The sequence below is a fragment of the Paenibacillus sp. FSL M7-1414 genome (assembly GCF_038003195.1).
GTDB classification, from domain to species: Bacteria; Bacillota; Bacilli; order Paenibacillales; family Paenibacillaceae; genus Paenibacillus; species Paenibacillus amylolyticus.
Window position 1 is genome coordinate 3,603,214 of sequence record NZ_JBBOOS010000001.1, and the last position, 17,942, is coordinate 3,621,155.

Here is a 17,942-nt window from a genome sequence, read left to right on the forward strand (position 1 = left end):
TTATATGTGATTAAAGGAGGAAGTGCTATGGATTCTATGCAAGAGGTAGCGGATAAGCTTAAATTGCTGGGTGATAAAACACGCCTTACGATCCTTACACTCCTCAAAGAACGTGAATGGTGCGTGTGTGAATTTGTAGAGATTTTAGACATGTCACAACCTGGAATTAGTCAACATTTGCGCAAACTGAAGGATCAAGGCTTGGTTAAAGAAAATAAACGTGGTCAGTGGGTATACTACTCTTTAAATGTAGAGAATACACCCTATATTACATCTGTCCTGGAATTGATGCCGGATACAGCAACTATTCTTAAATCGTTAAATAAAGAAAACTTTACTTCAGGGTGTAATTAATTTTTGTTCAATATATAAGCATATCATTATATACAAATATAAAAAAAGATGAACTGAAAGGGGGTGTATGGTTTTGTTTTCTACGCTGTTAGCCTGCATTATCTTTTTGATTACACTTGTACTCGTTATTTGGCAGCCTAAAAACCTGTCCATTGGTTGGTCTGCTTGCGGAGGAGCAATCCTTGCTTTACTTGTGGGTGTGGTCAATTTGGAAGATGTATGGGATGTGACACAAATCGTATGGAATGCCACGCTTGCTTTTGTCGCAATCATTCTGATCTCATTAATTCTGGATCGTATCGGCTTTTTTGAATGGGCTGCCTTACATATGGCCAAAGCCGCTCATGGCAATGGTGTAAGAATGTTTGTTTACGTCTCCATCCTGGGAGCGGTGGTTTCTGCTTTCTTTGCCAATGATGGAGGCGCACTGATTCTAACGCCGATTGTTCTAGCCATGGTACGTGCACTGAATTTCGATGAGAAAAAAGTATTTCCATTCATTATCGCCAGCGGATTTATTGCGGATACAACTTCCTTGCCTCTGGTTGTAAGTAACCTGGTCAACATTGTGTCTGCCGATTTCTTTGGTATTACGTTTATGGAATACGCAGGAAGGATGTTTGTTCCAAATCTGTTCTCACTGGCGGCGAGTATCAGCGTACTGTATCTCTTTTTCCGCAAGAGTATTCCCAAACGATTTGATGCAAGTGAATTGAAACCTCCGGTAACTGCCATTAAGGATATGAAGATGTTTCGGTTGTCGTGGGTGGTGTTAGGGGTTCTGCTTATTGGATACTTTACCAGTGAATATATCGGAATTCCCGTATCTTTTGTGGCAGGTATTGTCGCGATATTCTTCCTGATCATGGCTTCCCGCAGTTCTGCTGTACCGACTACATTGGTTGTCAAAGAAGCGCCGTGGGCCATCGTATTTTTCTCCATCGGTATGTATGTCGTGATTTATGGTCTACGTAACGTAGGTTTGACCGATCTGTTGGCCGTAGTCATTCAGGCTGTGGCGGATCAAGGATTGTTCGCTGCAACAATGGGTATGGGCTTTATCGCGGCAATCATCTCATCCCTGATGAACAATATGCCTACCGTGTTGATTGATGCGCTTGCCATTGATGCAACCACAGCTACAGGGACTGTTCGGGAGGCGCTTATCTATGCCAATATTATTGGATCAGACCTGGGTCCCAAGATTACCCCGATTGGTTCACTCGCGACCCTGCTTTGGCTTCATGTGCTGAGCACCAAAGGTGTCAAAATCTCATGGGGCACTTACTTCAAGACAGGTATCATTATCACCATTCCGACTCTGCTTATTACGCTAGTGGGTCTGTATCTGTGGTTAAGCATTCTATAAAAGCAATCTATAATTCAAATAACGAGGAGACGATGAACATGAGTAAAAAAACACTGTACTTCCTGTGCACAGGTAACTCTTGCCGGAGTCAAATGGCCGAAGGCTGGGCCAAGAAATATCTGAGTGAGGACTGGAATATCTATAGCGCAGGAATTGAGGCCCACGGTCTGAATCCAAAAGCGGTTGAAGCCATGAACGAAGTTGATCTGGACATTTCAACTCAAACCTCGGACATCATTGATTCAGAGTTGTTGAACAACGCTGATTTCGTAGTCACGTTGTGTGGGGATGCAGCAGATAAATGTCCAATGACGCCTCCACATGTGAAGCGAGAACACTGGGGATTTGATGATCCTGCCAAAGCGCAAGGTACAGATGAAGAGAAATGGGCCGTATTCCAAAGGGTTCGTGACCAGATCGGGGAACGCATTAAAACATTTGCTGAAACCGGAAAATAATACAAACCTGCCTGAGCAGGATAATTGAATGCGTACCAATAGAATGCCACGATGAGTGGCATTTTTTTGTTCAAAAAAAATGAACGTTTCATTCAGAAACGGTTCTTTGACTTACATTTAACAGCAACATAGAGTGATGACAAGGACGGTGGTTGATTTAGCTAGGCAAATGAGAAGCATATATACCCTTGACTTTCCCCTGTACGGGAAACTATATACTCGCATTATGTTAAAAGATTGGAGATGATATGTTGTTCAAAATCAGTGCGTTTTCCAAGCTAAGTAGGGTCTCATTAAAAACACTGCGTTATTATGACCAGATTGGCATACTTAAGCCGAGAAAGGTAGATCACGATACGGGTTACCGTTACTATTCCGCAGATCAGCTTCTCGAGCTCAACCGAATCTTCATTTATAAAGAATTGGGGTTCACGTTGCCACAAATCACACAGCTGTTACAGGAGCATATTACATTGGAGAATATTCAAGGCATGTTTAAGCTAAAAAGAAGCGAAATTCAGCAGATTATCGATACGGAACAAGCCAAACTCGTCCGGATTGAGGAACGCATGCAGCTTATAGAGGAAGAGGGGCACGTCGAAACTGGACAAGAAATTCGAATCAAAGAGGAGGGTGCTCGGCAGTTTCTTTTTCAGACAGGGTGCGGGAGGGAAGAGGATATCCCGAGTTTATTTCATCAGTTTGATCAATCATTAACAAAAGAAATGCGCCAACTGATCGACGGACCTCAGGTTGTTTTGTGGAAAGAAATCGCAGGACAAGAGGAAGAGTTCGAGTTTGAAATAGGTTACTTCTTAACCTGTGAGCTGCGATCACCTCCCGACCCATTTCAACAGCGGACTCTTCCTGCCGAGCCCATGATGGCCACCATAGCTTATCGTTCCAATGCCACCTTTGCCTGTAAAGCCTGTGTTCATCTAGCTACATGGATTGAGAATAATAACTATCAGATCAAGGAGAACGGAGCTGGTAGGGAATTATATTTACCCTTATCTCAAGAACAAGATGTACAGTTTATAGAAATACAAATTCCAATACTAAATAGATAACTAGAGAAGACGGAGTGGATTAAAGTGAAAAATAAATGGATTATATATATCTTGGCATTGGCTGTTTTTCTGATCGGAACCCTTGAATACATTATTACAGGAGTCATTGAAATGATCGCCTCAGACTTGAGCGTATCTACTTCCGAAGTGGGTTTACTGGTGACTGTATTTGCTCTGGCAGCGGCCATTATCGCTCCGATTCTCATTGCAATTACAATAAATATGGATCGCAAGAAGTTACTGTTGTCCGCCCTCAGTGTGTTTATTGCCAGCAACGGACTTATGCTTGTTGACCTTTCTTATGAAACTTTACTATGGGTGCGAATTATTCAAGGGGCTAGCGGAGGAGTGGCTACCGTAGTAGCGATGGCCGTATCGACACGACTGGTTGAAAAAGAAAAAAGGGGCAATGCCATCGGCATCATTTTGATGGGGCTAAGCAGTTCGCTAGTGCTCGGTGTCCCATTGGGCACATTTTTTAGTGAAATGTTTGGATGGAGAGTTCTATTTATATTCATTGGATTGTTAAGTGTTCTTCCATTACTTATTATCTACAAAAAGGTTCCGGCAATCAAAGAGGAAGAAAAGATCACCCTCAGAATGCAGCTCTCCATTTTAAAAAATCCACTCATTCTGACTGCCTTGCTTATTACATTATTGTATATCGGCGGCTATTCGACACTGTTCACGTATATTACGCCTTTCTTGCAAGCTACATCCACTCTTACTATGACCGAGATAAGCGGTGTTCTGTTTCTCGCGGGAATTTGCAGCTTTGTCGGATCAAAAGTGGGCGGACAATTGGCAGATGCAAAGGGATCAAAGTTTACAATTTGTCTAGGCCTTCTGTTACAAGGCATAACTCTTCTTTTGTTTGCTCTAGCTGGAGTTAATCTTATGATGTTAATCTTGGTTTTAATGATTTTTATGTTAGCAACGTGGAGCATATCTCCGGCCCAGCAACTATATCTGGTTACACTGGCACCTCGTAATCCTGACATTGCCCTTAGCGTAAATACGTCGTTTATCCAGTTTGGTTTTGCACTGGGATCTGGATTAGGTGGGATTGTGATCAGTCGTACATCTGTCCTGTATTTGAATTGGTTGGGTTTTGGAGCTGTAGGAATTGCTTTACTTCTTGCCATACTGCTATTTAAGAAATCGAGAAGCAGAACTGGAACTCCAGATCCAGTGTAATTTCAATGATGGGTAATTCTTGCTTATGAGTAAAATAAAAAGAGGATCTCTTCAGCATTCACTGCTCAAGAGATCTTTTTGGCCTATAACAAAGTTATAACAAGAATCACGTGTGTTTTGCGTATCACAATATGATAATTGATCAATCATGCTTGAGAATATGTCATTGCATCATACAGTCTAAAACCTTAACTTAAAATGACAGCAGAGAACGCTAACAACCTCGATGACGTTTATACCGATTAAATGGCTAAAGTATGTAAACGCCCATTGGACAGAGTGGGAATTTTTCCATTGATCTAAATACATCCCCCTTAAAAGTGAGATTTATATCCCAACTCTGTTAAGTCAGCCGGGACACCTTCATGTCGTTTATGAAACTGTTTAGGCGAGGAACCGGTCATTTGTTTGAACTGCCTGCAAAAATGCTCGACATTACGGTAACCGCATCGATCGGCAATCTCTGCAACCGTATACAAATGATGTCTGAGATATTCTTTGGCCAAACGTATTCTGCTATGAATAACATCCTCCATACACGAGAGGCCAAACGATTTCTTGTACATCAACTGCAAGTACCCCGGACTGACGTTTATGATCTTCGCCATTTCTGATATTGTCCAAGGATGGCTGGGATGGTTATGAATTGCCGTTCGAAGCTTCAACAGAGGATAGTGCTGAGGACTAATATCCTCTTGGACACAAGACTCAAGCAATTTATTGAACAAGGTTCGCAGCAGGCAATTGATGGATGATTCCCGGTAATCGTTCTGAAAAGAATGCTCTGCAACAAGCAATTGGAACAGCTTATGACAGTATTCCGGATCATCCAGTGGGAAAGGTGTGCCTGGCGGAAGGGAGGTATCGGTTACAAACGGTTCATCACTTTCAAAACGAATCCAATCATTTATATAGCGCTCTGAACAAGCCCGATAATATATTTTTTGATACGGTTTGAAAAGTACAGCACAATGAGCCGGGTATTCCTTAAGTTGTCCATCAACCCAAAACTGGGCAGGGGTCTGTGTAATGACTAATAACCAGGCATCATGCCCTTCAGGGATATCAAAAACAAAATGATTCTGATGTACCGCGTCACATTCAACGTAAAAAATAGATGTCATGGTTCTTCCCCTTTATCTTTAAGTTGTAGAAAAGAATAACCCATACACTACTTAAGCTATTTTCTATTATACGAGAGTTATCTTTATTTCATAGAACGAATGTACTATTACAATTATATGAGGAGTGTAGCTGGAATGAACAAGCAGGGGTTCAACCCATATCTTCCATCCTGGGAGTACGTACCTGATAGTGAGCCTTATGTATTCAATGAAAGAGTGTATGTGTATGGTTCACATGACCGTTTTAACGGACATGCCTTCTGTCTGAACGATTATGTATGCTGGTCTGCACCGGTGAATGACCTGGGGAATTGGAGAAATGAAGGGGTGATCTACCGAAAAACAGATGACCCGTTGAATCCGAATGGCCATATGTGCTTGTATGCGCCAGATGTTACGCTGGGTCCTGATGGGCGGTATTATCTGTATTATGTGCTCGATAAGGTACCCGTTGTTTCGGTGGCTGTATGTGATGCACCTGCTGGCAAATATGAATTCTATGGTTATGTACAATATGGCGACGGCACTCGTCTGGGCGAAAGAGAAGGGGACGAGCCCCAGTTCGATCCCGGCGTGATGACTGAAGGACAGCACACTTATCTGTATACCGGCTTCTGTGCGGCCGGAGACCAATCAAGACATGGCGCGATGGCCACGATGCTAGGTCCGGATATGCTGACGATTGTAGAAGAACCCATATTCGTAGCACCGAGCGAGCCTTACAGTGAGGGCAGCGGTTATGAGGGCCATGAATTTTTTGAGGCGCCTTCCATTCGGAAGAGAGGTGATACCTACTATCTGGTGTATTCCTCCATCGTTATGCATGAATTATGTTATGCCACCAGTCGATTTCCAAATAAAGGATTTACATATCAGGGCGTCATCGTAAGCAACTGTGATCTCCATATCAACTCCTACAAACCTGCTGACAAACCCATGTATTATGGAGGCAATAACCATGGCAGCATTGTGGAGATCAACGGAGACTGGTATGTCTTCTATCACCGTCATACCAATGGGGACGCATTCAACCGGCAGGGCTGTATTGAGAAGATATCTTTTGCAGAGGACGGCAGCATTCCTCAGGTGGAAATGACCTCCTCTGGTCCAAGTGGGAGACCGCTTGAAGGAAAAGGCGAGTACCCCGCATATCTTGCATGTAATCTTTTGACCAAAGATGATCAGAAGTACACTGGAGGTTTTGGGGCAGGAGCCTGGCTGGACAGCCGCTTTCCAAAGATCACCCAGGATGGTAGAGACGGTGATGAAGAAGTCGGATATATCGCCAATATGGTTGAATCCGCAACGGCAGGTTTTAAATACTTTGATTGCCGAGGAATTCGCCAGGTCTCGATCAAGGTACGGGGATATTGTCACGGGGTATTTGAGGTCAAAACCGCATGGGACGGTCCTGTCCTGGGTACAATCCCGGTACATTTCACCAATCATTGGAAACCCTATTCAGTCGAGATGACCATTCCGGATGGTATACAAGCTTTGTATTTTACGTACAGAGGTTCTGGAAGTGCAAGCCTTGCATCATTTATTTTAGCGTAATCCTCAAACACATGATCTAAGCAATCCAGACAAAACAAAGCAGCTGCTGGTCATCCAGTAGCTGTTTTGTTGACCGATCAGCCTATGCGGCTCAGATAGTTGGTTTTTTTATGATTAAACTTTTAGTCATCCGCATCGTTGGCTTCTCCGGCCTGTTGCGAATGGCTGCGATATTCGCTTGGCGCGATGCCTGTCCACCGCTTGAACTGGCGGCTGAAATGCGCATTGGTCTTATAACCCAGCATCATCGCAATATGGTCTATGTTCAAGTCGGTTTGCTTTAACAGCCGCTGCGCTTCGTTCAGAAGGGTTTCGGATAGAAACTTGCGTGGAGCGATGCCGTATACCTCCCGAAAAATACGATTAACCTGTGACGGGCTTATGCTCAGCGATTTGGCAATGTCCTGAATCCAGGTTCGATCGCTCTCCTGAATTTCCCCGTGAAGATGGATATACCTTACCGAATCCTCAATGTGCTCAGCAATCTGATGGGCAATGGTTTCTTTTCTCGACAACGTAACGGAGGCTTGCTGAGATAACTGACCGACCAGGGAACCGAGCAGTTCAAACACGGCGGCGTGTACCTTCATTTGTTTGGAGGAAGATAGCGAGCTAGACAAATGCTCTGTAGCCAAACTATACAAGGTAGACAGGGAAGGTGAGAGCCCCAGAGCCAAATTCGAATTTGCCGGATAATAGATGTCTTTGCAACGGTTAAGTTCTCTGCAAAAGGATGTATCGTGTATGCTGAAATGCACGGAAAAATAAGTGAACCCCTCCGGTCCGGCTCCGGTGCAAGAGTGGGTCATACCAGGCCGGATGAACAGAAGGTCACCAACCGACTGACGATAAGACTGCCCGTTGACAACCATGTTCATCTGCCCGTCCATCATCCAGTGCACTTCATACATTGAATGTTCATGAGACGGATAAGTCCAGCTTGAATCTACTTTTCTTGCATGCAGCCCCAATAATTGAAAAGACATGCGAACATCGGGTAGACGACCTAAATACACAGCATCCGAAAGCTTGGTCACAGCAAACCAACCCCCTTGTACTATTCTATATACCAACATCCTGTCATCGGATTGTCCTCGTAAATTATCTTTAGTTTAATGGATCTAACCTCATCTTAACAGAAAAAAATGCGTGAAAAGGGTAAATCGTCGGAGTGATTAGAACATCGTCATGAACCATAGCGGGTGCTATGGTAGTATTATCAACCCGATGGGGAAAAATGGAGGCAAGCTTGAATGAGAATTATTCGATTTCTGGACGGACAACAGAAGTGGCTGGCAGCCGTTACGGATGATGAACAAGCGTATCGTTTGCCACAAGCAGATTTTATGACTTTGATCTATCAAGCAAGAAAGCAGGGGATTTCTCCAGTTCAACTTGTTGAAAGCGCTTTTAAACCATTAAACAAGTTAACTGACGATTGGACTTCCTTACATCTAATCACTCCATTGGAAGCTCCGGAAGTATGGGCGGCGGGTGTGACTTATCAGCGTAGCCGGGAAGCGCGAAATTATGAAGCAACGGAAGGCAAGCTAGATGCAAAGACCTTTTACGATAAAGTTTACGATGCCGAAAGACCGGAGATCTTTTTTAAATCTACAGCAGCCCGCACCGTCGGGCCCAATGAGGCTGTCACACTTCGCAGCGATTCCAATTGGCAGATCCCTGAGCCGGAGCTGGGGTTGGTGCTTGCCGGGGATGGCAGCATTGTGGGATACATCGTTGGCAATGACATGAGTTGCCGCGATATTGAAGGGGAGAATCCGCTGTATCTACCGCAAGCAAAAATGTGGCGCAATTCCTGCTCGATAGGGCCAGCCATTCGTCTAGCGGAAACGGTGCAGAATCCATATGCGTTCAGCATCGTCTGCGAAATATATCGCGAAGGTGAAATAGTTGTCAAAAGCGAGGCAAGCACAAGTGAGTTAAACCGAAAACTCGATGAGCTGGTCTCTTTTCTGGCCAGAGATAACGATCTCTTTGACGGTACGGTGTTATTAACAGGCACAAGCATTGTGCCCCCTAATGATTTTACACTTGCACCAGGGGACCGCATTGAAATATCCATTAGCGATATCGGGACACTTATTAATCCAGTCATTTCAAACTAATGTACAAGGAGGATGAATGCAATGACCACATTTCAGGTAGAGCAGACATACAGCAATTACATTAACGGAGAATGGGTGAAGGCGACATCCGGTGAAACCGAACCGAGCATCAACCCGGCGAATCGGAAGGAGGTAGTTGGCTACGTACCCACCTCAGGCGTAGAGGATCTGAACCGGGCTGTTGCAGCCGCGAAGGAAGCAGCAAAAGATTGGCGGAGGTTATCGGGCGCGGAACGCGGAAACTATCTATTTCAAGCAGCCAATGTGCTGGAACGCCGGGCCGATGAAGTTGCAGAGGCGATGACCAGGGAAATGGGCAAAACACTCCCAGAAGCTAAAGGAGAGACACTGCGCGGTGTAGCAATCTTAAGGTATTACGCCGGAGAAGGCATGCGAAAAACTGGGGATGTCATTCCATCAACGGACAGCGAAGCACTGATGTTTACGACTCGCGTACCCCTTGGCGTTGTTGGGGTTATTGCTCCTTGGAATTTCCCGGTAGCCATTCCGATTTGGAAAACGGCTCCGGCCTTGATTTACGGCAATACGGTTGTGTTGAAGCCTGCTCAGGAAACTGCGGTCACTGCAGCTAAAGTAATGGAATGTTTTGAAGAGGCGGACATTCCGGCAGGCGTTCTTAATCTGGTATGCGGCAGGGGCTCAGTGATCGGGTCTGCACTTGCTGAGCATCCGGATGTGGGCGGAATAACGTTCACAGGTTCCAATGAAGTGGGCAAACGGGTCGGCGGCGCAGCACTGGCACGTGGGGCCAAGTATCAACTTGAAATGGGTGGGAAAAACCCGATTATTATCGCGGCTGACGCCGACCTGGATTTGGCTGTGGAAGCCACGATCAGCGGTGGGTTGAAATCGACCGGGCAAAAATGTACGGCCACCAGCAAGGTCATTATTGAACGAAAAGTATACGATGCCTTCAAAGAAAAGCTGCTCTCGCAAATCCAGGAAATTCGGCTGGGTGACGGCATGTCTTCTGGAAGCTGGATGGGTCCATGTGCAAGCGAAGGACAGCTCAATACCGTGCTGAGTTATATTCAAAAAGGCCAAGATGAAGGTGCCGTTCTGCTCACTGGTGGAAAAAGAGGGGACGGTCCGGGATTAGAAGAGGGATTCTATGTGCAGCCGACCGTATTTGAAGGGGTCGAATCCCATATGTCCATCGCCCGGGAAGAAATCTTTGGCCCAGTTCTGGCCTTGTTTGCGGTAGATTCCCTGGAGGAAGCCATCGAAGCGGCTAATGATAGCGATTATGGCTTGAGTGCTTCCATCTATACACAGAACGTCGGAGCCATGTTGTCTTTCATCCGGGACATGGATGCAGGACTGGTCAGAATTAATGCAGAAACAGCCGGCGTAGAGCTGCAGGCTCCGTTTGGCGGAATGAAGATGTCAAGTTCACACTCCAGAGAACAGGGGCAAGCGGCTATCGAGTTTTTCACGGCCATCAAAACGGTCTTTGTGAAGTCATAAACTGTGGGAGGCAACCATGTACGAACAGATTACGTCGATTATGGGAGAGACCGCGTCCAACTGCTTCGATATCATAGCACATGCTCCAGGGGCTGCCGGACGTCTGCCTTTAACGGATGATTTGCTGCGGAATGCTCCAAGCGGCGACTTGTTTGGCATGTCCCAGAATGTTGGAATGGGCTGGAAGCCCGGGGAATTGAACGGAAAACAATTTCTGATCTTGAGTACACAAGGTGGCATACGCAATGAAGACGGCAGCCCGGCAGCACTCGGTTACCATACCGGCCACTGGGAGGTCGGCCTGCTGATGAAGGCTGCCGCAGAAGAACTGTCACGCCGGGGAGGAATCCCGTTTGCTGGATATGTCAGCGATCCGTGTGACGGCAGATCACAGGGGACGACCGGCATGTTTGACTCGCTTCCGTACCGGAACGATGCCGCTATGGTATTTCGCAGACTGATTCGCTCGCTGCCAACTCGTAAAGGCGTGCTTGGTGTCGCCACTTGTGACAAAGGTCTTCCAGCGATGATGCTCGCACTTGCCGGCATGCCGCAATTGCCTGGTGTAATCGTTCCCGGTGGCGTCACACTTCCACCTACCGATGGAGAGGATGCCGGTAAAATTCAGACCATCGGTGCACGGTACGTCAACGGGGAACTTTCTCTGGAAATGGCTTCGGATTTAGGATGTCGAGCTTGTGCTACACCGGGAGGAGGCTGTCAGTTTCTAGGTACCGCGGCTACGGCCCAGGTTGTAGCAGAGGCACTGGGTATGACAGTGCCACATGCCGCGCTTGCACCTTCCGGGCAGCCCATCTGGTTTGAAATGGCGCGCCAATCGTCACGTGCACTCATCCATATGGAGTCACTGGGGATGCGGATGGCAGACATTGTCACCGATGCATCCATTCGCAATGCGATGACCGTTCATGCCGCGTTTGGCGGATCGACCAATCTGCTTCTTCACATACCGGCGATTGCCCATGCCGCCGGTTTAACCATACCCGCGGTACAGGACTGGATACAGGTCAACAAAAATGTTCCAAGGCTGGTTAGCGCCCTACCAAACGGACCGATCTTTTATCCGACCATACGTGTCTTTCAGGCAGGAGGTGTACCGGAGGTCATGCTACACCTCAGACAGCTTGGTCTGTTGGATGAGTCTGTACCAACGGTTACAGGTACTTCATTGGGTCAGGTACTGGACTGGTGGGAATCGTCGGAACGCCGTCATCTCATGCGGAAGCAGTTAAAAGAGCAGGACGGCATCGATCCAGACAGTGTCATCATGAGTGTAGAACACGCTCAGCGGCTTGGAATCTCATCGACCGTAACATTTCCAACCGGGAATATCGCTCCGGAAGGTTCAGTCATCAAATCCACCTCTATTGATCCTGCTGTATTGGATGAACATGGCGTATATCGTCATCGTGGAAGAGCAAAGGTTTTTACCACTGAACGTGAGGCGATCCATGCGATTAAGACCGGAGGTATTCTGGCTGGAGACGTTGTTGTGCTTCTTGGGCGAGGTCCATCGGGAACCGGAATGGAGGAGACGTACCAGCTTACATCTGCGCTTAAACATTTGCCTTTTGGCAAATACGTGTCACTGATTACGGATGCCCGGTTCTCCGGTGTTTCCACCGGAGCGTGTATTGGTCATGTTGGCCCCGAAGCGCTGGCAGGCGGACCGATTGGCAAGTTGCGGAACGGAGACCTGATTGACATCACGGTTGATCGTAATACGCTGGAGGGTAGCATTAACTTTGTCGGAGAAGGCGATCTGGAGTTTTCGCCGGAAGAAGGTGCTCTCATCCTGGCACAAAGGCCCTTTCATCCAGATATGAGACCTGATGAAGCTTTGCCGGATGATACAAAGCTCTGGGCTGCATTGCAATCGGTCAGCGGTGGTACTTGGAGAGGAAATGTATATGATGTAGAGCGGATCGTAACCGCCCTGGAAGCCGGCAAAAAAGCTCTGGGCTGGTACTGATATCCACCTTTTGTGTATCTGTTGTTGTACAGATCATTACTTTCATACCGGAGGTTTCTTCCATGAATAAGATCAAGAAAATGATCACCAATCCCATCCTTCCCGGTTTCCATCCCGATCCGTCCATCTGCCGAGCAGGGGAGGATTATTATATCGCTACTTCCACCTTTGAATGGTTCCCTGGTGTACGGATTCACCATTCCCGGGATCTGGTTCATTGGCGGCCCATCGCTTCTCCGCTGACTCGTGTAACGCAGTTGAACATGGAGGGCAACATTAATTCCGGAGGCGTATGGGCACCCTGTCTTAGTTACGACAACGGTGTGTTTTACCTGATCTACACCGATGTCAAAAGCCGGGTAGGCGCTTTTAAAGATACCCACAATTACCTTGTGACAGCAACGGATATCAAGGGTCCTTGGTCCGATCCGGTGTATCTGAACAGCAGCGGTTTTGATCCTTCCCTGTTTCATGATGAAGACGGGCGTAAGTGGCTGGTCAATATGATATGGGATCACCGTAAGGGCAAAAATCGGTTTGCAGGCATCGTTCTTCAGGAATATTCCGTCCAGGAACATAAGCTGATCGGACCGGCCATGAACATATTTAAGGGAACAGAATTAGGCCTGACCGAAGCACCCCACCTGTATAAACACAAGGACTATTATTATCTCATTACGGCTGAAGGTGGAACCGGTTATGAGCATGCGGTTACCTCAGCACGTTCCCGTACGTTACAAGGTCCTTATGAGGTCGATCCTGCCAATCCGATCCTCACTTCATACGGCAGACCGGATTTAGCTCTGCAAAAGGCAGGCCACGGTAGTCTGGTCGAAACGCATACCGGCGAATGGTACATGGCTCATCTGGTCGGACGACCCGTTCAGCACAAATATTGCATTCTTGGACGTGAGACCGCACTTCAGCCATGTACGTGGAGTGAGGACGGCTGGCTGAGACTTGCGAGCGGTGACCGATATCCGGAGGTTCAGGTGCCTGCACCGATGAACCAGTCCCATCCGTTTGAGCCGATTGTTGAAATGGATCATTTCGATCACTTTGAGCTTCGGCATGATTGGAATACACTTCGCATTCCACCCGATTCAACTTGGCTCAGCTTGACGGAACGTCCCGGTTACTTACGCTTGCACGGCATGGAGTCAATGAGTTCAACTCACAGGCAAAGCATGATCGCACGGAGACTTCAGGCCTTGGAGTGTGAAGCCGAGACGTGTCTGGAATTTGCGCCGGACCATCCACAGCAAATGGCCGGATTGATTTTGTACTACGATACCCAGGACTATCTCTATTTACGTGTAACTTATCATGAAGAGAAAGGGCTCTGCCTGGGGATTATTCAGTCCAAATACGGGGTATACGACGAACTGCTGGAGGATATTCCGCTAGAGTTGGTGAGCACGCTCCGTTTAAAGGCTGTGGTGGATCAAGATCGCACCCGCTTTTATTATGCGTTAAATAGTGATTCATCCTGGAATACAGCAGGCGAGTGGGTTGATATCACACATCTGTCCGATGAATCTCCGGAGTATATCCGGTTTACGGGAACCTATATCGGTCTTTGTGTGCAGGATCTAGGTGGAACCCGAAAACATGCCGATTTTGATTACTTTATGTATAAAGAAACAAAGCATGCAGTGAATGCATTAGGCCATATAGATTCTGCGGATGGTGTGTCTGGAGAGTTATCATGAAATTTATAATATTGTGTCATATTATCCAAATATTATAATATGAACTCGTGCTAAAATATTTCTATTCGGATAAAGCAGCGCCCCCTTGTGAAGGGGGCTGCTTTATTAAGTAGGGATGAATAACTATATAATAATATGATATTATGTTTGTCGGTAACAGGTCGAATATAATAGTTGGAGGCATATTATGAAATTATATAAAGTTGTTCAACCCCATAATTCAAACTATCCTGATCCCATCGTTTTAGCTAAAGGAGATACGATCCTATATGGGAGAGAAGATACTGAATTCCCCAACTGGATTTTCTGTGAATCCTTGCATTCTAAAAAATGCGGCTGGGTACCAAAGCAAATTTTAAGCACTCCCAATGAAGAACAGATCGCGACTGCATTATCAGATTATTCTGCACACGAATTAACCGTAAAACCCGGCATCATCGTTACAAAAGAATTTGAACTAAATGAATGGAGTTTTGTTCATACCGCAGAGGGTGAGAGGGGCTGGTTACCAAATAAGGTATTGACTCCATCGGAATTATAATCGAAGGCATAGAGAAACTTACTCTGCATCATAATTGGATTGTTTCGCAGTTGTAATGGTCTCGTTCGTAATTAGGCATGCATGTACCTTGAGGATTTTATTCCTCTCGTGTAAATGCATGCCTGTTTTTTTATTTGTGCTTTAAATCCCCTTGTGATTTTGCGTCCTGTTGGTGTCTGGGCATGTCCCTGAGTAATCAGGAGCATCTGCTCCATCTGCAACTAGCCTGTTATCTAAAGCAGACATATCGTTCATTGTGATGTTCACAAATCAACTTACTTGAGATCAAGATTCAAACGTGTTACCGACATAATGAAAAGAGTGAATATGCGTTTTGGTGAGATCAATCACGTTTTTGATAAATGCCTCACGTGATTCACGATATCCGCTTAATATCCAATTATTTAATAGTCCAAAAAAACCGTAGGCGGTATAGTACTTGAAATAGTCCATATTAACTGGGGAGTTGTTGATCGTCTCAAAGACAAATTGCTCCTGATAGATTTTGAGTATGGTTTGCGGAAAGCCTGTATGTAGACCGGGTAACGTATCATCGTATTGAATCAGTTCGAAGAAATCACGGTGCTCGTAGATATAATCCACGATTTGAAAAGATTCGGCATCCAGCTTGTTTGTTGAAACCTTTTGACCGTGCCAATAGGGTTTGCCTACTGCGCCCCTCAATCCTTCGAGTGTCAAAATCAACAACTCTTCGGCGAGAATATATTTATCCTGATAGTGTAAATAAAACGTGCTGCGATTATAACCCGCCTGATCAACGATGTCTTTGACAGAAACACCATGGAATCCTTTTTTCTTAATGAGCTGAATCAGAGCAGTTTTTAGGTGCTCCTTGGTTCGATTACGATGTTGAGATGTCACAATAAGTTCATTATTCATTCAAAAAAACTCCTATAAATATAGACATAGTTTTATAAAGTGTCTACGAGTTAGACACTTGGTCACATCTTAATGATTGGATTGTTACAATTTTAAGCATAGAATTAGTTTTGTAAACATCATATAGCACTATTTATATAGGCGCTATTCAAAATATTATACTGGGGGATTTATTCATGGGCAAACTTCAAGATAAAGTTGCAGTCATCACAGGAGGAGCATCCGGGATTGGTGCAGCGACAGCTCGCTTATTCGTTTCCGAAGGAGCTAAAGTGGTCTTGGTGGATCTAAATGAAGAAAAAGGCAAGGCGTTTGAGCAGGAACTGAAAGCGCTTAAAGCAGAGGCTCTCTTTATTAAAGCAAACATAACAAGTGAAGAAGAGGTTTCTGAGATTTTCAAACAAACTGTAGAAGCATTTGGTCAAGTGGATATTGTATTCAACAATGCGGGAATCGGACGTGTTCATCCTACGCATGAGCTTGATTATGCCGAATGGCGCAATACAGTCAATGTTGACCTGGACGGCGTATTCTTGGTTGCTCGTGAATCGATTCGCGAAATGCTCAAAATTGGTGGAGGTACAATCGTCAACACGGCTTCCATGTACGGATGGGTTGGTTCGCCTGGCTCTGCAGCCTACAATGCAGCTAAAGGCGGCGTTGTAAACCTGACTCGTTCGCTCGCACTGGAGTATGCTGAGCAGAATATTCGGGTAAACTCCCTTTGCCCAGGTTTTATCGATACACCGATTATCCCGGAAGAGAGCAAACAAGCACTTTCAGCGGCAACACCAATGAAACGTTTGGGTCAAGCAGAAGAGATGGCGAAAGCCGTTCTGTTCCTGGCTAGCGACGATTCTTCATATATGACAGGAAATAGTCTCATCATAGACGGAGGATACACCGCTCAATAAGTACAGCAATTATCGAAGCACACAAAGAACATAATTCCATTAAAAGTCGCTATTTTAGCGGCTTTTTTTATTGTATTGGTATAAGAGCAGTTCCCAATCCAAGGACAACTAGCAAAAAGCGAGTTTAGCTACTCATAATAGATGGCCTCATAAGGAAACTCTAACTTATTCAAGCGATATTCTTTGGGAGACATGGACATATATTGCCGAAAAACTTTGCCGAAATAGCTGGGACTCTCAAACCCGCATTGTTGACCAATTTGAGAAATCGGAAGTTCCGTTGTGCGGAGTAGTCGAATTGCAACCTCGATGCGTCTGTCTTTGAGATAGGCTAGTGGTGATGTTTTCTCGGATTTCTGAAATAACCTGCACAAGTAGTGTTTATTGATATCGCAATGGCTGGCTAGAAGATCCAACGTCAATGGAGATGCATAATTCTCTCGGATGAACTTTTTACATTTCTCAATCGTTGTTATGGATAGGGCTCCGATATCCTTCTCCGCATCCCGACTCGTCTGTACCAGGATAAGCAACCACCGATAGATTTGCATGGACAAGCGATACTTGTCCGTAACCTTCTCTTGATGAATCAAATGGATAATTTGCCATAACTCTTGAATCAAGGGAGAGTCCGCGTTTCGTCGAATGACATGTCCCTCATTATCATGCATCATATCCCAAATTCGGTTAGCTTCATCCCCGCGAATGTTGATCCATATAAATTCCCATGGTTCGTTGTTCTCTTGTTTATAGTAATAACAATGTTCTCCTGCAATTTTGACAAGTAGGGCATGTCCCTTCGGTAAAGGGAGCGTTTGATTGTCAATATCCAGATAACCCTGGCCATTAAGTGTGTATTGAAAAACGACATGCCCCGGGTCCGGTCTATCATCACTTGGACAACGATATTCCTCGCTAGAGACGATCTGCCATCCAATAGAGTCCAGTGTCATGATTGATGTATCGTCATTACGAAAAGCATAAGAAACCGTATGAACCATCGTTTCATCTCCTTCCTAAAAAAGTCAATTATCTTATATAATACGTCACATTTTTTAGATTGTCTGTCTTTTTTTAGACCTGTAAGATAAATGTAAGCGGTAACATAAAGAGGAGGTGGCTGTAAATTGTGTTCA

Annotated in this window: 16 protein-coding genes; 12 read left to right on the top strand and 4 right to left on the bottom strand. The window is 45.5% G+C overall.

The genetic code is table 11. The annotated features are described in order from the left end of the window. Positions 1-27 precede the first annotated feature (27 nt). The 5 genes from MHH92_RS15605 to MHH92_RS15625 all read left to right on the top strand — a co-directional run bounded on the left by MHH92_RS15605 (position 28) and on the right by MHH92_RS15625 (position 4,448). Positions 28-354 (top strand): ArsR/SmtB family transcription factor, encoded by a 327-nt coding sequence (locus MHH92_RS15605; protein ID WP_253508665.1) that lies wholly within the window; start codon positions 28-30, stop codon positions 352-354. 67 nt (positions 355-421) lie between these two features. Continuing rightward, positions 422-1,723: an arsenic transporter gene (locus tag MHH92_RS15610; protein ID WP_340904741.1), complete on the top strand. Its 1,302-nt coding sequence runs from the start codon at positions 422-424 to the stop codon at positions 1,721-1,723. A gap of 38 nt (positions 1,724-1,761) precedes the next feature. Then, complete coding sequence (gene arsC, locus MHH92_RS15615; RefSeq protein WP_047843093.1) at positions 1,762-2,181, top strand: arsenate reductase (thioredoxin); 420 nt, start codon at positions 1,762-1,764, stop codon at positions 2,179-2,181. Between the two features lie 251 nt (positions 2,182-2,432). Beyond that, positions 2,433-3,251 (top strand): MerR family transcriptional regulator, encoded by an 819-nt coding sequence (locus tag MHH92_RS15620; protein WP_339199987.1) that lies wholly within the window; start codon positions 2,433-2,435, stop codon positions 3,249-3,251. A 24-nt stretch (positions 3,252-3,275) separates the two neighbouring features. Then, positions 3,276-4,448: an MFS transporter gene (locus MHH92_RS15625; protein ID WP_340904743.1), complete on the top strand. Its 1,173-nt coding sequence runs from the start codon at positions 3,276-3,278 to the stop codon at positions 4,446-4,448. A 314-nt stretch (positions 4,449-4,762) separates the two neighbouring features. On the opposite strand, the gene MHH92_RS15630 is transcribed toward MHH92_RS15625, so the two are convergent. Then, positions 4,763-5,572, bottom strand: a complete 810-nt coding sequence (locus MHH92_RS15630; protein ID WP_340029367.1) for a helix-turn-helix transcriptional regulator — start codon at positions 5,570-5,572, stop codon at positions 4,763-4,765. A 135-nt stretch (positions 5,573-5,707) separates the two neighbouring features. Here MHH92_RS15630 and MHH92_RS15635 point away from each other — a divergent pair, with 135 nt between their 5' ends. Continuing rightward, positions 5,708-7,129, top strand: coding sequence for a family 43 glycosylhydrolase (locus tag MHH92_RS15635; protein ID WP_340904745.1), 1,422 nt, complete (start codon positions 5,708-5,710; stop codon positions 7,127-7,129). A gap of 122 nt (positions 7,130-7,251) precedes the next feature. Here the strand turns inward: MHH92_RS15635 and MHH92_RS15640 are convergent, their stop codons facing one another. Then, the gene (locus MHH92_RS15640) at positions 7,252-8,166 is read right to left on the bottom strand and encodes an AraC family transcriptional regulator (protein ID WP_340904747.1); all 915 of its coding nucleotides are present in this window, start codon (positions 8,164-8,166) and stop codon (positions 7,252-7,254) included. Between the two features lie 216 nt (positions 8,167-8,382). Here MHH92_RS15640 and MHH92_RS15645 point away from each other — a divergent pair, with 216 nt between their 5' ends. From MHH92_RS15645 to MHH92_RS15665, 5 genes are all read left to right on the top strand, one after another. Further along, positions 8,383-9,258: a fumarylacetoacetate hydrolase family protein gene (locus MHH92_RS15645; protein ID WP_340904748.1), complete on the top strand. Its 876-nt coding sequence runs from the start codon at positions 8,383-8,385 to the stop codon at positions 9,256-9,258. Between the two features lie 21 nt (positions 9,259-9,279). Further along, positions 9,280-10,746 carry an alpha-ketoglutaric semialdehyde dehydrogenase GucD gene (gene gucD, locus MHH92_RS15650; RefSeq protein WP_340904749.1) on the top strand — a complete coding sequence of 489 codons (1,467 nt, stop codon included), beginning with the start codon at positions 9,280-9,282 and terminating at the stop codon, positions 10,744-10,746. A gap of 16 nt (positions 10,747-10,762) precedes the next feature. Then, positions 10,763-12,739 carry a YjhG/YagF family D-xylonate dehydratase gene (locus MHH92_RS15655; RefSeq protein WP_340904750.1) on the top strand — a complete coding sequence of 659 codons (1,977 nt, stop codon included), beginning with the start codon at positions 10,763-10,765 and terminating at the stop codon, positions 12,737-12,739. A 62-nt stretch (positions 12,740-12,801) separates the two neighbouring features. Then, positions 12,802-14,451, top strand: a complete 1,650-nt coding sequence (locus MHH92_RS15660; RefSeq protein ID WP_340904752.1) for a glycoside hydrolase family 43 protein — start codon at positions 12,802-12,804, stop codon at positions 14,449-14,451. Between the two features lie 187 nt (positions 14,452-14,638). Further along, complete coding sequence (locus MHH92_RS15665) at positions 14,639-14,992, top strand: SH3 domain-containing protein (protein ID WP_340904754.1); 354 nt, start codon at positions 14,639-14,641, stop codon at positions 14,990-14,992. A gap of 285 nt (positions 14,993-15,277) precedes the next feature. Here MHH92_RS15665 and MHH92_RS15670 read toward each other — a convergent pair whose 3' ends face one another. Continuing rightward, positions 15,278-15,892, bottom strand: coding sequence for a TetR/AcrR family transcriptional regulator (locus tag MHH92_RS15670; RefSeq protein WP_036671432.1), 615 nt, complete (start codon positions 15,890-15,892; stop codon positions 15,278-15,280). Between the two features lie 176 nt (positions 15,893-16,068). Here MHH92_RS15670 and MHH92_RS15675 point away from each other — a divergent pair, with 176 nt between their 5' ends. Further along, positions 16,069-16,806 carry an SDR family NAD(P)-dependent oxidoreductase gene (locus MHH92_RS15675; RefSeq protein WP_076210575.1) on the top strand — a complete coding sequence of 246 codons (738 nt, stop codon included), beginning with the start codon at positions 16,069-16,071 and terminating at the stop codon, positions 16,804-16,806. Positions 16,807-16,934: 128 nt separating this feature from the next. Here the strand turns inward: MHH92_RS15675 and MHH92_RS15680 are convergent, their stop codons facing one another. Continuing rightward, complete coding sequence (locus tag MHH92_RS15680; RefSeq protein ID WP_036671442.1) at positions 16,935-17,807, bottom strand: helix-turn-helix transcriptional regulator; 873 nt, start codon at positions 17,805-17,807, stop codon at positions 16,935-16,937. Positions 17,808-17,942 lie beyond the last annotated feature (135 nt).